Genomic DNA, 15,027 nt, shown 5'->3' with positions numbered 1-15,027 from the left:
GAAATCCCAAGGACCGTGTCACGACCGATTTAGAAAATTTTTTTGGTAGCTAAGCATTGGCGAATTGGTCAGATGGGGCCTGAAGTGGGAAGTTGGCCGTCGATCGGCGCTTGACGGTCGCCCCTTGGGGCTGATGGGGGAATTAAGATCAACGTCGTTGTCGACTACCAGTCTATTACTGGATCATCATCTCTTCTTCGTCGTTGGCACTCAGTTGGATTTCGCCGGCGTCTTCCAGGCGGCGGACGATGTCGACGATCTGCTGTTGAACCGCTTCGACTTCCGATAGTTTGACCGATCCGAGGAAGTCCATTTCTTCCAGCAGCATTTCGCCGGCTCGCTTGGACATGTTGCCGACCACTTTGTCGCGCAGGTCTTGGCTGGCACCTTTGAGGGCCATCGCCCACTGCGAGGTCTCGACGTTCTTGAGCACCGCCTGAATGTCTTTGTCCATCAGCTTCTGGATGTCGTCGAAGACGAACATCAAGCGGCGGATTTCTTCGACCAGGTCGGGGTCTTCCTGCGAGAGGTTTTCGAGCAAGGCCTTGCCGGTGCTGCGATCGGTCACGTTGAGGATCTCGGCCACGCTGGGGATACCGCCTGCGTTTTCAAACGACTGGCTCATCACGCTGGCCATTCGATCTTCCAGGCCGCGTTCGACCTCGCGGATCACCTCGGGGTTGGTTTGCCCCATGTTGGCAATCCGGCGGATGACCGATAGCTGGCGTTCCGCTGGCAGACCGGCGATCAGCTCTGCCCCGTACGATGCTGGCAGATGCGAAAGAATCAAAGCGATGGTCTGAGGGTGCTCGTCCACAATGAAGGTGAGCAGGTTCTGGCTATCGACTTTCCGCAGGAAGCCGAAGGGAACCGATTCGACCGACTGGCGAACGTTATCGAGCGTTTCGGTGGCGTTCTTCCCCAGGGCCTTGGTAACGAGCGACTTGGCCAGGCTGATCCCGCCGCCGCCGCCACCGAGTTGGTTGGGGTTTTGTTCGGCGAACGCGAGAATGGCCGTTTCTTGTTCTTTTCCGTCGAGATTGTCGAGCTGAGCGATCTCGATGCAGACCAGTTCGACCTGCTTGGGCGTCAGCTTCCCCATCAGCTTGGCCGCTTCATCCTCAGGCAACGACATCAAAATAATCGCTGCCTTGCGGAGCGAAGGATTCGAGAAGTGCTGGCTGGGATCGCGTTTGCTCATGGCTGCGGAAAGCGTTAACGGCTAAGGCTTAATGTCGTAGGCTGGGTCGAGACCCAGCGGTGGTGAATCGGTTGTGGTGTTTTGCTGGGTCGCGGCCCATCCTACGCATGAACACAACCGGTCATCCTCGTTTATCGACATGTTCGACTTTGACGATTAGCGAAATTTGGACGGCTGGTTAGTGCTAGCGAGGCTGGTCTGCTGTCAAGAAACGCAAATGGCGACGAGAACGCGTGTTCTGGCCGCCAGTAGAGTTCCTTCGCCTGGCGAAGGAACGGTTGGAATTGGATGACCCTTTAGATCATCGCGTGCACAGGCGTGAAGCCAACTTTCAGAGCCATCGGGCCCCAGGGGCAAGCGAACGTCACGGCGATGGGCTTCACCTGCGAAGGGAAGCGAATGTCGGGAGGGTGCCCCAGCACGACGTTGGGCAGGCTGATCGAGAGGTTCAGTTCTTCGAGTTCTGCTTTGGCCGAGCCAGCGACCATGTTGGCGATTTCGCCGACGGCATCGATGACGTCTTCGTTCAGGCCGTCGAATTCACTGGGTTCCATCATCAGCATCGCGGCGGCACCCTGGATGGCGACTTCTCGCGACAGGCTCACGACGACCGAGCCTTGGGCACGACCGGAAAGGCCGATCACACCGCTGATCTCGTACTTGTCACTGACCTGGTCGGCCATGCACAGCTTGTCTCGTTTGATGGTACAGCCCAACATGGTGTCGAAGGTGACAAGCGTGGAGCGGATGAACGGATTGATGTATTCGACCTGCATGTGAGCACCGATGGCTAGGTGGCGACGTTGAAGCGACATGGATGTCATTCCTGGCTACGACTTCAACGCCAAGCGTGAAGCCTTCCTGGCTTGGAAGACTTCAAAAAATAGAACGCGGTCCCGGTCGGTCAAACCAAAATTCTTACCGTACAAACGGTTTGTGCCGTTTTATGGACTTCATGTCCCCATTCGGTGAATTGTCTTACGGTTGGGCACGTTTATGCAGGTTGCCTGGTAACGATTGGGGCGATTTTGCCGGCACCTGGGCCTAGGAGAATTCGCAGTAACCCCACTGACCGTAATTTTCGTCAACGCCAACACGCAAGACTTCGGGTTTCCACTCAAGCTTCTGCTGAAGCGTGGCCAGTAGCTGCTGGCCGATCCACTGGGCCAGCAGCTCGGTGGTCGTGTTAGGGATGTCCAGCAGAATGCATTCCTCTTTGGGAAAGACCCACCGGCGTTCCTCGAACGTGGCGGTCACTTCCTGGGCGTCGCTGGTCACGTGGATCGCCGGGTGCCTGGTGGGCAGCAGCATCCGGTGGTCGAGCCCGGTGACGATCTCTTGCAGCGAGTCGCGCAGTGCGATGAAATCGACCACATAGTGATTATCGTCCAAGGGGCCGTGCAGTTCGACCTCGACGCGGTAGTTGTGCCCGTGGATTCGCTCGCAGATATTGCCGCCGAACGTGATGAAGTGCCCGGCACTGAAGACGAGGTGATCTTTGGTTAGCTTGACCCAATGACGGACAGGCATGAGCGGGGGCTCCCTGGGGAAAATCAATTAGACAAACGGGGCGACAATCGTTTTCTGCCGGAGGCAAACGAACAGCCCCGCCGCGATCAGGTCGGCGGTGGTGCCGGGGTTTCGCTTGTGGCCGTTGCATCGCAGCCAGAAATCGAGATTGCCCAGCTGCTGCATGTAATCATCTTCCATCGGTGGGCCGGCGTCGATGACACGCTTCGCCAGCATGGTACTCTGCAGGGCCGTTTCGTCCCCATTTTTACGGGCAATCAGTGTATCGGGCATCTGAGCCATCAGGCAGACATGCGTATGGACAATCCGCTGGCTTAGGGGAAGATGCTTGTGAGTTGTATCGGTCAAAAGCGGCACGACCTGGTCGAACAAATCGGCCAGGCTAGTCGTGTATTGCCGGGCAATCGAATCACGATCGGCGGCCAGTTTCATCGCGTCCAGGATGTGCGGCGGTGCGCTGCCGGCGATGTCATGCTCGGCGGAAGTATTCATGCCGCCGGGCTTGGCCAGATTGATTGCCGCATAGATATCGGCGGCATCCTGGGCTGTCGAGTTCTCGATCGCTGCGGCAGCGTCTTGCTGCAAGTTGGCGGCGTCCTGGGGCATCGCCAAAGGAGCCATCAAGAGGAGCATGCCGAGGTTGGTGTTCGTGCGGGTCATACGCGACGTTGCGGCGACACTTTGCAGGATAAGCTGCCCGAGCGAGAGAGACGGGGCCTGATCGAAGACCGGACCGATGGCGATCGCACTGGCGAGAAAGTCTTGCAGCGTGACGTCTTCAAAGTCGGCGCTGCGATGCACGTTGCCAGGCTTGGGGGCACATACTTCCAGCGTACATGCCAGCGATGCCAACTGGCCAATGGTAAGTCCTTGCGGTGCGTTCATCGCGGCGTCTCGGCTGCGACGGGCGTCGGGGCCTGCTTCAGGAAATCACGCAGCAGCGGCTCGATGCGTTCGCTGGCGTCTTCCACAACGTAGTGCCCTGCATCGTTGAAAATGGTGCCCCTGGCGGTCGGCCAGATCGTTTGGAATCGGTCCAGGCACTCCAGCCGGAAACACCAGTCTTTGCCTCCCCAAATCAGTTGAATGGGAAGATGCGACAAGCTGGGCAGTTCTTGCTCGATTCGCTCGAGCACGGCATACGTGGGGTGGCTCTTGGAAAGAGGAATATCCTGCACGAAGCGCGCGGTCGCGATGCGGTTGGCGTAGTTGTCGTACGGGGCAATGTAGCCGGCACGCACGTCGGGCGTGAAGCGTTCTGGCTTTTCGGTGGCCATGGTCAATGCGGGCCGAGCGAAGGCATTGAATGTACGAACCATCCAGGGGCCGAACATAGGTATGCGGCACGCACGAATGCGCAGCGGACAATACGGTGGGGGAAACGCGGCTGTGTTGAACAGCACTAGCCGGGCAAACCGCTCGGGTCGAGCCAATGCCGCACCCAGCCCAATGGCTCCGCCCCAGTCGTGTACCAGCAGATTGATATTCGTCAGGTCGAGGTGGTCGATCAGGGCCACCAGGTTGTCGATATGCTGCTGGAGACGGTAGTTGTACTGCTGCGGTTTGTCACTAGGCCCGCACCCGATGTGATCGACGGCCACCATGCGGTGGGAATCGCGAAACTGGGTAACGATGTTTCGCCAGTAGAACGACCAGGTCGGGTTGCCGTGCACCATCAGCATGGGCTCGCCGGAACCTTCGTCGACGTAGTGCATCCGCGCATCAGGCAGCGTCAGGTAATGCGACGAAAACGGGTACAACTTGCGCCAGTCGGCCGACGATGACATAGTCTGATGGAGTCTCGCTGGAGGATCGAAACTCCTAGTTTACCGGGTCACGCCAACATAACTAGACCGCTAAGTTCTGGTCAAACAACCTTGAATCTGGTCCCCTCGCCACCGTCTGCGGGGGAGAGGGTTAGGGTAAGGGGGCCGATTTCGAGCGTGGGGTATGCGCAGCGTCAACGAATTGCACCAGGCGTGAGGCTCGCACGGGAACCGCACGCCCAAGAAGACTTGGGACGTGGCACCCGGTGGGCATAACCAAGGCATTACGGCGCGTTGGCCATCTTGGCTCGTTTTTGCCAGAAATCACGGGCATCGCGCTGCAAGTCGATGATTTCGTTTCGCTGGTCTCCATCAGGCAGATCGATGTTCATGGCCCGGCGAAAGACCCAGTCGCGGAAGAATTCGGCGGCCGATTTGCTGATTCGCGGCTGGCCGTTGGCTTCGACGTAGAACGGAGCGGTCGTGGCGTATTGAAAGTAGCCAGCTTCCTGGGTGACGACGCGCACCAGGAACCAGCCCGAATCGGTAAACGTCACCGGCGGCAGCACCCCGCGGCGATCCTTGTACTCGTCGAGCGAGATTTCCAGGTCCTTTTCGCCATTTTTGATCACTTCCAGGTAGGCGATCGTCTGCCGGGTTGCCAGGCTCAAAGCGATTTGAAACTCGTGCTTTTCGCCGATATTGATCGGGAAAACGTGCCCTGGCGGGTATCCTTCGACGGTCGCCCTGAGCAGCGGTCCATTGGTGACGAAAACATTTCCGGCATCGACTGCATCCCACCACGCATCCGGCGAGAAATTGCCGTCGACCTTGGCGTAAACACGATCCAGACGCGACGATTTGCCTTCTTCATTGGTCCCGTTCGCGGCCGCAGGTGTGATACGAATGCCGGTTTCCAGCAACTTGTAGTAGACATCGAGGGCCAGGCGGGCCTTGCCGGTGACGTCTCCTTTACGAATTTCTGCCGCCTGGTCGGCCAACGGGTGTTTGGCACCGAACTGGTAGGCTTCGATTTCCGGTCCCAGGATGCAGACCGAATTGAGCAAGTCATGGGCGATCCACAGCGGCAGATCAGGTTCCAGCGGACTGGCAGCGGAGACGTGGGCCGAACCCAGGTCCCCCTGGAAAAACGTTGCCGCCGGGTATTCTGGCTGAAGTCGCTGCACCGGCAGAGGCTCTTTCATGCGGGCAAACCAAAGCTTGCCCCCTGCCCTGGCGTCTTCTCCTCCCATCTCCCACAGCGAACGAAAGGCCCCGAATTCATTGAGGGGTGAGGTGATCGGCTTGCCGGCCCAAGGATTGATTTGGTTGTTCCAGGTAATGTGATTGCCCAGCACCAGATCGTCGGCCAGCATGATCGTTTCCAGGTCGTTGGTACGGCCGGATAATGCCATGTTACCGGGGTACCAGCCTTCGTTTTTCATGTCGATAAAACGTTTGAGCTCGATCGTGCGGCTGTCAGCATCGCCAGAATTGAGGATGAAATTCCCTTCCATGAAGGGATATTCGGGGCCGGCATCGAGCCGGAATTGGTACTGTCCCGGCCTGAGCTTCATTTTCAAGCTGCCGGTAAAGTAGGCTGTCCCATCGATCATCAACGCCCCGTCGATCCGCTGGGGGGCATTGCGCGAGTTGGTAATGCGAATCTTGGCCGAGCAGGGCAACTGTGTTTGGGCGTCGACCACGCGCAGCTCGTATTCAGCATAGGCACCCAGCACGGTGGCCGGTGCTGCCAAGAGGATGAGCAGCAAGATGACGCGAACGGCGGCGAATATATGGGATAAATGCATAGCGGCGGAAGTTTCCGGAAACCAGTGCGTGTGTTTGCCGGGCAAATCTGGGATAATCGGCCGCTCTCCCCAGAGCGGCTTCCAAGTATAGAATAGCTTGCAGAAGTCACACGCCTTATTACGATTCCTAACCCTCTCCCTTCAAGGGAAAGGGAATAGGGTTGTTGTTGGAAGTTGTTTTCAGGAAACCAGTTAGACGAAAAACAAGAAGTTCATGGCTGACGATTACTACAAGATTCTGGGTGTCTCACGATCCGCTACGCCGGAAGAGATCCGCAAGGCCTATAAGAAAATGGCCCAGAAGTATCATCCGGACCTCAACCCGGACGATAAAGCGGCTCATACGAAGTTCAAAGAGATTCAGAACGCCTACGATGTGATCGGCGACGCTGAAAAGCGGAAGAAATACGACCAGTTCGGCAGCAATTTCGAGAACATGGGAGCCGGCCCTGGTCCTGGTGGCGGCGGTCCTGGCGGTTTTCATCAATGGCGCTCCGCTGGCGGCGGCCCCGGTGGTGGGCAGTTTGAGTTCGACCTCGGAGATCTTTTCGGTGGCGGCGGTGGGCCAGACCTCTCGGACATTTTTGGTGGCATGGGGGGCGGCGGTGGCGGCGGTCGTCGACGTCATGCCCAGCCGGTGCGTGGTAACGACATTCAGCACGACGTGACCGTTCCCTTCAAGCAAGCCATGGAAGGGGGCGAGATCAACCTGAACGTCCGCCGGCCTGGTGGCGAGATGGAACGGCTGACGGCCAAGATTCCTCCTGGCATTGAAGACGGCAAGAAGATCCGTCTTCGCGGCCAAGGGGACCCCGGCCCCAACGGTGGGCCGGCCGGCGACCTGTTGATTCGGATCCATGTCCAGGCTCACAAATACTTCAAACGCAACGGCAAAGACCTGGAAGTCACCGTACCGGTCTCGTTGGCCGAGGCCATGCTGGGTGGTTCGATCGATGTCCCGACACCAGGGGGTACCGTGACCATGAAGATCCCGGCCGGTAGTTCCAGCGGAAAGCGGCTTCGTGTGCGCGGCCAGGGCGTGCCAGCGACCTCGGGGGATGCGGGGGACTTGTACGTTGTTTTGCAGATTGCCCTGCCTGAGAAACCGACCGAAGAGTTGAAGCAGGCCGTCGAGAAGTTCGCCGAAGATCACGCGGAAGATCCCCGCAAGGACCTTAGCTGGTAGCGGAAAGGAAAGCGAGTGACGGAGAAGTCTCATCGGTTTCCGCCTCAGCTACGTCTGAAGACCCCAACCGAGTTCGACGCGGTGTTCACACGCCGCGCCTCGGCTGGTAACGGCTGGTTGGTGGTGTACGCCGCCAAGAATTCGCTCGGCGTGTGCCGCATGGGGCTGGTCGTTGCGAAAAAGAAGATCGGCAACGCGGTCCAGCGCAATCGCTGGAAGCGGCGTCTGCGCGAGGCGTTTCGGCTCAACCGCGAAAAACTTCCCAGCGGGTTCGATTTCGTCGTGCTGCCACAATCGAAGAAGCATCCGAGCTTCGAGGAACTCGAAAATGGCCTGGTGCAGTTGGCGCATCGCGCTGCCAGAAAGTGGAAGCGAAATCACAGCCAGCAGACCCCACCGACGGAAGGCCAGCCTCCGGGAGGAAGGCCGCGCGGATGATCTACCTACGATTCCTTTACCAGGGCTGGCAAGCACTGCTGTCCGAGGTGATGATCTTCGCCGTGCGGTGCTATCAGTACACGCTCAGTCCTTGGATCGGACAGTCGTGCCGCTTCTACCCAACGTGCAGCAACTACTTTATTGGTGCCGTGCGAAAGTATGGCCCTATTTCGGGGGCCCTGCGCGGCGCGTACCGGATTTTGCGCTGTAACCCCTTCTGTAAAAGCGGCTTCGACCCGCCGTAAGCCTAAACCGAATGGGAAATTGCTCTTGATCGTGCTATCAGATTTTCCTACTCTTTGCCGCATCTAGATCCGGGGGAAGGGAATTCTTCGGACTACTACCGTAGGTTTTTGACGGACCAGCAATCCAATGCCACGGCACGGACGCTCTCATACGGCTTACCTTTTTTCGACACTTGGCCTGATCGCGGTTGGGGTTATCCTCACCTCGGGGTGTACTGCCCCGTGGACCAGCGACAGTGGTTCGTCGATGAGCTATCTCAATCCCTGGTCTAGCGACGACAAGGAAAAAGACGAGCCTTCGCACGACTGGGAAAAGATCCGGACCGTCGGGGATCTGACCGTTCCTGGTGGCATGAACAACGCCAAGATCAAAGGGGTGACGCTCGTCACGGGGCTTCATGGCACCGGTAGCGATCCTCCACCTTCGCAGGCCCGCGATCTTTTGCTCAACGAAATGCGAGTCCTGCAAGTCGATCAACCACAACAGTGGCTGGCCTCGCCGCATACGGCTTTGGTCATGATGGAAGCGATCATTCCACCAGGAGCACGCAAAGGGGATACAATCGACGTCGTCGTCTTCGCCCCGCCCGAGACCGATACGACCAGCCTGGAAAACGGCTATTCGCCATCAACCCGAATGTCGGAAATGGCCTTCCTGGGTGGCCGAGCACGCAAAGGCAACGACATCGCGATGGCCTCGGGACCAGTCGTATTGGACAGCGTGATCGAAGGAAACAGCAGCAAGGCAAACATGCGACGCGGCCACATCCTGGGTGGAGCTGTAATGTTGGAAGAACGCCCGCTGGCACTCGGCCTGATCGAAGGAGAGGTCTCGATCGCTGCGAGTGCCTCGATCGGTGCCGCGATCAACAACCGCTTCCACATGTACCGCGAAGGGACCAAGCAAGGGGTCGCCACGCCGATGACCGACAAGTTGATCACGCTGGACATTCACCCGCGTTACAAAGACAGTATTTCGCGTTACGTACGGGTCATTCGCTTCATCCCGCTTTCGCGATCGACGGAATTCCGTCAACGCTACCTGGCCGAGTGTGAAGCCGAATTGCTGGAAGAATCAACCGCTCAGGCAGGTGCGCTCAAGCTGGAAGCAATTGGCAAAGAAGCGATCCCATCGCTGAAGAAGGGGCTCGAATCGCAAAACGAATTGGTTCGTTTTTGCTCGGCGGAAGCCTTGGCTTACCTGAACGATTCGGCCTGTATCGAGCCTCTTACCGAGGCGGCCCGCACCAACAACGGCTTCCGTTTTCGTGCGTTGCAAGCGCTTGGCTCGTTTGACGACTTGGATGTGATCGACAGCCTGGAAGGCCTGCTGCACGAAGAAAGTGCCGAAGCTCGCTATGGTGCTTTCGATCAGCTGAAGAAGCGATCGAATCAGTTGCCATCGATCGCTGGCGAACTGTTGGATAACCATGTGCAGTTGCATCACGTGCGATCGGCATCCTCGCCGATGGTTCACTTCCGTTTGAAGGACCGGCCTGAAATTGCCATCTTCGGGACCGACGTGCGTCTTAACGGCGATGTGGCCTTCGTCGGGCAGAATGGTCTCACGATCCGCTCGTCTGGGCATCGTAAGGTCACCGTTACCCGCTTCCAGCCAGGGGGTGGCGAGCTGGATAAGGAATGCTCGAACGACCTGAAGGAAGTCATCAAGGCCCTCACCGAGATCGAGTGTGGCTATGGCGAGATCGTCCGAAATATCTTCGCCCTGCGTAACGAGGGGTACCTGACCGCTCGTGTCGAGGTGAATGCGATGCCGCGTCCTGACCGCAATTATGTCCGCTCGGAAGAGCTGATGGCCCAGGAGTCGGACGAGGACGAAAACCTCACGGATAACTTCTCCCAGTCGTCAGAATCTGCCAAAACCGAAGAGTCTTCCGAAGTAACCACCTACGCGGAAGGGGATGACACCTTGATCCCGTCGTTCGATTAGAGGACTCTGGAGTGTTTATCCACTGTGTCCCTTTAATCTGCCCCTGGGTCGGAGCCGAATATGCTGAAAGCCTTAGAGCTTCACGGCTTTAAGAGTTTTGCCGACAAGACTCGTCTGGAATTCCCCGCGGGAATTACGGTCGTTGTCGGCCCCAACGGTTCCGGCAAATCGAATATCGTCGATGCGATCAAGTGGGTTCTCGGGGAACAGAGTGCCAAGAGCCTGCGTGGCAAGGAGATGGCCGACGTCATCTTCAAAGGCTCTAGCGCCCATGGCCGTAAGCCGATGAACGCCGCCGAGGCGACCATCATCTTCGATAACGCCGAAGGGACCTTGCCGATCGATGCCCCCGAAGTCCACGTCACGCGGCGTGTGTTTCGTAGTGGTGAAGGCGAGTATCTCATCAATCGGCATCCCTGCCGCCTGCGTGACGTGAAGGACCTGTGCCGCGGAACCGGTATCGGCACCGACGCCTACAGCATCATCGAGCAGGGAAAGGTCGATACGCTGCTCCAGGCATCGCCGCGCGATCGCCGAGCCGTGTTTGAAGAAGCCGCCGGTATCAGCCGCTTCAAGGCTAAGAAGCTGGAGACGCAGCGGCGGCTCGACCGGGTTGACCAGAACCTGGTGCGGCTGTCGGACATCGTTGAAGAAGTTGGCTCCCGCTATCGCAGCATCAAAGCCCAGGCCGGCAAAGCTCAGAAGTACCGCGAATACACCGAGCGACTGCAGCTGCTGCGCACCGTCGTGGGAATGGAGGACTGGAACAGCCTGTCGGTCCGGGTCGAGCAGTATTCGAGTGAACTCGAAGCGCTTCGTAAAGATCAAGCCAATGCTCAGGAAGTCATCTCGACGGCGGAAGCTGGCCTCGAAGGAGCGGAAGCGAAGCTGTTCGAGATGCAGGCCGGCCTGACGCAGAAGGAAGAGCAGCACGCCAAGCTCGCCCAGCGGCTGGCTACCCTGCACTCTTCGTCGGGCATGCAGTATCGGCTGCTGAAGGATCTAGAGCAGGAATCGACGTCGTTGTCGGTGAGCCTGGTCCGTAACTTCGGTTCATTGCGGGCGCTGACCACCGACTTTTCGACTTCGCAGCACGATCTTTCTAAAGCGAAGACGCAACGCGACGTCGTTTCGGCCGACCTGGAAAGTGTCGAGGCGGCTACCCAGGAAGTACAGACCGAGATCGAAGCCAGACGCGAGCAAGGGGAAGCCAACCGGCAGCAGCACCTGGAACTGCTGCGGCATGTCTCGACGCTCGACAACGCCTTGGGTGCGGTGAAGGCCCGCATCGAGAGCGATCAGAACCAGTTGGAAGCGATTGAAAAGAGCATCGAGCGCGACGAGACGCGTCTGGGAGAGCATCGTAGCGAGCTCGCTCAGTTGACTCAGGACGAAGGGGGCCTGATCGAGCACCTCTCGACCGCCCAGGCCGACGTGACCGATGCGAAGGGTTCGCTGCGGAAGCAGGAACTGGAAGCGAAAGACATTCAAGCCGACCTCGATGCCCTGTCCCGCCGCCGAGCCGTAGCCGCGGAACGTGCCTCGGTGCTGGATGAACTGGAACGCACCAGCGAAGGGGTGAACTCTGGCGTCAAAGAAATCTTGTCCCGAGCACGCGTCGAACGGCTACCGCTGTTTCAGTCGGTGATCGGCCTGGTGGCCGACGTGGTGCGTGTCGATGTTGAATATGCCCGGCTGATTGAAATCGCCCTGGGGGATTCGGCCCAGCTGGTGATTCTGGAAAACGGCGAGCTACTGCAGCAAGTGCTTGAGCGAGAAGTGATCTTCCCTGGCCGTGTTGGCCTGCTCGATATGCAGTCACTACCGGCTCGCGATAATGCAGAGCCGCCTGGGCTGCGGCACGAACCGGGCGTGATGGGGAATGCCCTCGACTTTGTCGAAGCGGAAGACGAATTCCAACCGGTGGCGTCGTTCCTGCTGGGTGGCATCTGGTTCGTCGACAATGCCCGCAGTGCGCTGGAACTGAAGAAGCGTTACAAGCAGCCGCTTCGCTTTGTTACGCGCGACGGCGAGATGCTGGAAGCGGACGGCCGCGTTTATGCCGGGCCCACGACCAATATCGGTGGTATTATCTCGCGGCGAAGCGAACTGCGAGCCCTGCGCAATGAAGTCGACAAGCTGCAGCAGGCCCTCGAGAAAAAGCAAGCGATCCTGGAAGAAGTTCAGACCGCCGTTGCCCAGCAGAAGCAAGCCTTGGAAGACCTGGTCGGTCAGCAGCAAGAGGCCTCGTCGGTGCTGACTGAGCACCGGTTGGTGAAGCAGCGGCTTGAGTCACGCATTACCGATGCCGACAGCGAACTAGCCAAGCGTGTCGAACAGCGCGAAACGATTACCGTTCGCATCGAGAACGACCAGAAGCAGTTGGCCGAGAAAGAACAAGAGCTCACGTCGACCCGAGAAACGATCGCCCAGCTCGAACGCGACAGCGAAGGCCTGACGCAGGTTCTCGGCGAACTGGAAGCGAGCCTGAGCGATAGCCGCAGCCAGATCACCGGCCTAAAGGTGGAACTGGCCCGAGCCGAGCAGCAGGTCGAAGCTCACCAGGCCAGCAGCGAGCGGCTGCAAGCGAACCTCGACGAACGCAAGGCGGCCATCCAAGAGATTCACGCCTCGATCGACCAGAATCGTACCAAGCTCGAGAATCAGCAGTTGGAAATCTTACGGGCAACTAGCGAGTACGCCTCGGCGATGCTGCAATTGACCGAGTCGCAGGAACAACTGACAACCGAGCGGGCAGCCCGGAAAGAACTGGAGAAAGCGAAGTCAGAGCACACGGCCCGCCTGGTCGAGGCCCGTCAGAAGCAGCGTACGGCCGACGATCAACTGCACCGCAAGGAACTTGCCTTCACCGATCTGCGGCACGAACGGAGCACGCTCGAGCGGCGTCTGCGCGACGACTATCAGATCGAGATCTCAGAAGTCGAACTCGATATCCAGGAGATCGAACTGCCCGGGGACCGGGCCGCGATCGACGAAGAGATTGCCGACCTGCGGCGGAAGATCAGCAACATCGGTTCGGTCAACATGGAAGCGCTCAAGGAGCTCGACGAGTTCCAGGCCCGCTTCGAGCAACTCGATGGTCAGCTAAAAGACCTGACTGAAGCGAAGGAATCGCTCGAGAAGATCATCAGCAAGATCAACATCGACAGCCGCCGACTGTTCGAGGAGACTTTGGAAACGGTTCGCAGCAACTTCCAGGTGATGTTCCGCCGCGTGTTCGGCGGTGGTTCGGCCGATATTATCATCGAAGAAGGGGTCGATATCCTGGAAGCTGGCATCGATGTCATCGCCACGCCCCCTGGGAAGAGCTCGCTCAACATCTCGCTGCTTTCCGGTGGCGAACGTGCCCTGACGGCGGTCACGCTGCTGCTGGCCATCTTCCAGTTCCGTCCCAGCCCGTTCTGTATTCTGGACGAAGTGGACGGCCCGCTCGACGAAGCCAACATCGGCCGCTTTGTCGACGTTCTGAACGGCTTTTTGGATTGGACCCGCTTTGTGATCGTGAGCCACTCGAAAGCCACCATGGCCGCCGCCACGACCCTGCACGGGGTGACCATGCAAGAGTCCGGCATCTCGAAACGCGTCAGCGTGCAGTTCGACGACGTCAACGAAACAGGCGACGGCGATATCTCGGTGGCTTAGTGCCTGACTGCCCTGCTATCTAAAAGAATCGCAGCGCCGCTTCGCTGCCGGGTGGAAAACCTTGCTCGGTTAGTTCGGCCTCAATGCGTTTGATTTCCTGCATCGCGGAATCGAAGTCGACTTCTTCATCGTCGATCATGTAAACGATCTCGCCCCCAAGACGTGACTGGACATACTCGACCGCTTTGCGCATCCGCTCGGCGATGGTCGACGGTGCGGCCGCGCGAGGAAGACTGAACAGGAAGGCGAGGTCCTGCGTTTGGAGACGCCCTGCGGCGATCTCTTCGGGCAGGAAGTAGCCAGGCGGGGTTGAGGTTTCGACGCTGAAGTAATAGTCGTCGCCGATGCCGGTGGGATTGATCCAGTGGAAGCAGTCCATGTCTCCCCAGGTTAGTCCCAGGTACAGCATGACGTCCCAGATCTCACGCCCTTCGAACAGCTTTTCATCCGGTGCGACTACGAGAAAGACAATCGTGCGATCGACTTGTTCTGGTAGCCGTGACAGGTAGAGGGTCCGTGCGGCAGCTTCTTCGGGGGTGCGTGTCGGCTTGGATGGTTGCTTCGATGCTGTCGCTGGCCAGTGCCGACTTGATGCCATCGAGCCGTGCCTGATACTTTGCGGCGGTCGCGACTTCGGCATCGTCTTTCCAGGCCGAGAAGTAGTCCCAGGCAATCTTCAGACCGGTGACCTCGGACGGGCCATCGGCCGAGATCAGAAAGGTCCACGAACCGGTGGCGGCGTCTTTGCCGTATAGGGTCAGTCCGCCGTGCTCTTCGCGGAAGGTTTTATCGAATGGCTGATCCAGACGCTGAACGTCGAAGACGCTGCCTGCGGGGAATTGAACGTCGACGATCCAGTCGGTGGCTTCCTCAGGCAGGTACTCTTCACGTTCCCAACTGGGTGCGGTCGCGCCGGGATGGGCAATCGTGCCCAATAGGTGGCTGACATCTTCGCTTCCCTGCGAGGGCAGCACGGCATCGGCGCGGGCTTGCGATTGGCTGCTGGTGCTGAGGTAGAAACCATCGAGCGGGTTTTCTTCAGACAACGTAGGCTCCTCACGGTTACAGCCTGCCAGCAGGCACAAGATCAGCGAGATGAGAAGGAGACGATCGAGCATGGCTCGTCCTTCGAGAATGGTGTTGGACTGGCCGCGATTATAGCAGACCTTTCTGAGAACCCATGAATAAATCGAATCTGCTTTTATCAACGTGGTGTATCGCCATGCATGTCGGACA

13 protein-coding genes are annotated in these 15,027 nt (G+C 58.5%); 5 read left to right on the top strand and 8 right to left on the bottom strand.

Annotated features, from left to right (window positions below):
• Window positions 1–175: 175 nt before the first annotated feature.
• The 6 genes from fliG to C5Y96_RS11295 all read right to left on the bottom strand — a co-directional run bounded on the left by fliG (window position 176) and on the right by C5Y96_RS11295 (window position 6,308).
• Complete coding sequence (gene fliG / locus C5Y96_RS11320) at window positions 176–1,201, bottom strand: flagellar motor switch protein FliG (RefSeq protein ID WP_105353177.1); 1,026 nt, start codon at window positions 1,199–1,201, stop codon at window positions 176–178.
• Between the two features lie 296 nt (window positions 1,202–1,497).
• Window positions 1,498–2,016 carry a chemotaxis protein CheX gene (locus C5Y96_RS11315; RefSeq protein WP_233198917.1) on the bottom strand — a complete coding sequence of 173 codons (519 nt, stop codon included), beginning with the start codon at window positions 2,014–2,016 and terminating at the stop codon, window positions 1,498–1,500.
• A gap of 229 nt (window positions 2,017–2,245) precedes the next feature.
• Window positions 2,246–2,731, bottom strand: a complete 486-nt coding sequence (locus tag C5Y96_RS11310) for a 6-pyruvoyl trahydropterin synthase family protein (protein WP_105353175.1) — start codon at window positions 2,729–2,731, stop codon at window positions 2,246–2,248.
• A gap of 27 nt (window positions 2,732–2,758) precedes the next feature.
• Complete coding sequence (locus C5Y96_RS11305; protein ID WP_105353173.1) at window positions 2,759–3,616, bottom strand: triphosphoribosyl-dephospho-CoA synthase; 858 nt, start codon at window positions 3,614–3,616, stop codon at window positions 2,759–2,761.
• Window positions 3,613–4,518 (bottom strand): alpha/beta fold hydrolase, encoded by a 906-nt coding sequence (locus C5Y96_RS11300; protein WP_105353170.1) that lies wholly within the window; start codon window positions 4,516–4,518, stop codon window positions 3,613–3,615. The genes C5Y96_RS11305 and C5Y96_RS11300 overlap by 4 nt, the downstream gene beginning before the upstream one ends.
• 263 nt (window positions 4,519–4,781) lie before the next feature.
• On the bottom strand, window positions 4,782–6,308 hold the full coding sequence (locus C5Y96_RS11295) for a hypothetical protein (protein WP_105353168.1): 1,527 nt from the start codon (window positions 6,306–6,308) through the stop codon (window positions 4,782–4,784).
• Between the two features lie 214 nt (window positions 6,309–6,522).
• Here C5Y96_RS11295 and C5Y96_RS11290 point away from each other — a divergent pair, with 214 nt between their 5' ends.
• From C5Y96_RS11290 to smc, 5 genes are all read left to right on the top strand, one after another.
• On the top strand, window positions 6,523–7,494 hold the full coding sequence (locus tag C5Y96_RS11290; RefSeq protein ID WP_105353166.1) for a DnaJ C-terminal domain-containing protein: 972 nt from the start codon (window positions 6,523–6,525) through the stop codon (window positions 7,492–7,494).
• A 15-nt stretch (window positions 7,495–7,509) separates the two neighbouring features.
• Window positions 7,510–7,932, top strand: coding sequence for a ribonuclease P protein component (rnpA, locus tag C5Y96_RS11285; RefSeq protein ID WP_105353164.1), 423 nt, complete (start codon window positions 7,510–7,512; stop codon window positions 7,930–7,932).
• On the top strand, window positions 7,929–8,177 hold the full coding sequence (gene yidD / locus C5Y96_RS11280; protein WP_105353162.1) for a membrane protein insertion efficiency factor YidD: 249 nt from the start codon (window positions 7,929–7,931) through the stop codon (window positions 8,175–8,177). Before rnpA ends, yidD begins: the two co-directional genes overlap by 4 nt.
• Window positions 8,178–8,304: 127 nt before the next feature.
• The gene (locus C5Y96_RS11275; RefSeq protein ID WP_105353160.1) at window positions 8,305–10,128 is read left to right on the top strand and encodes a flagellar basal body P-ring protein FlgI; all 1,824 of its coding nucleotides are present in this window, start codon (window positions 8,305–8,307) and stop codon (window positions 10,126–10,128) included.
• Between the two features lie 60 nt (window positions 10,129–10,188).
• Window positions 10,189–13,791, top strand: a complete 3,603-nt coding sequence (smc, locus tag C5Y96_RS11270; RefSeq protein WP_105353158.1) for a chromosome segregation protein SMC — start codon at window positions 10,189–10,191, stop codon at window positions 13,789–13,791.
• Between the two features lie 19 nt (window positions 13,792–13,810).
• Here the strand turns inward: smc and C5Y96_RS11265 are convergent, their stop codons facing one another.
• A complete protein-coding gene (locus C5Y96_RS11265; protein ID WP_233198929.1) occupies window positions 13,811–14,212 on the bottom strand; it encodes a cell division protein ZipA C-terminal FtsZ-binding domain-containing protein in 402 nt (133 codons plus the stop codon).
• Between the two features lie 22 nt (window positions 14,213–14,234).
• Window positions 14,235–14,909, bottom strand: a complete 675-nt coding sequence (locus tag C5Y96_RS27765; protein ID WP_233198916.1) for a hypothetical protein — start codon at window positions 14,907–14,909, stop codon at window positions 14,235–14,237.
• Window positions 14,910–15,027: the final 118 nt, after the last annotated feature.

Source organism: Blastopirellula marina (genome assembly GCF_002967715.1).
Classification (GTDB): domain Bacteria; phylum Planctomycetota; class Planctomycetia; order Pirellulales; family Pirellulaceae; genus Bremerella; species Bremerella marina_B.
Note: the sequence above shows the minus strand (reverse complement) of the source record. Positions and strands in the feature narration are given on the sequence as shown.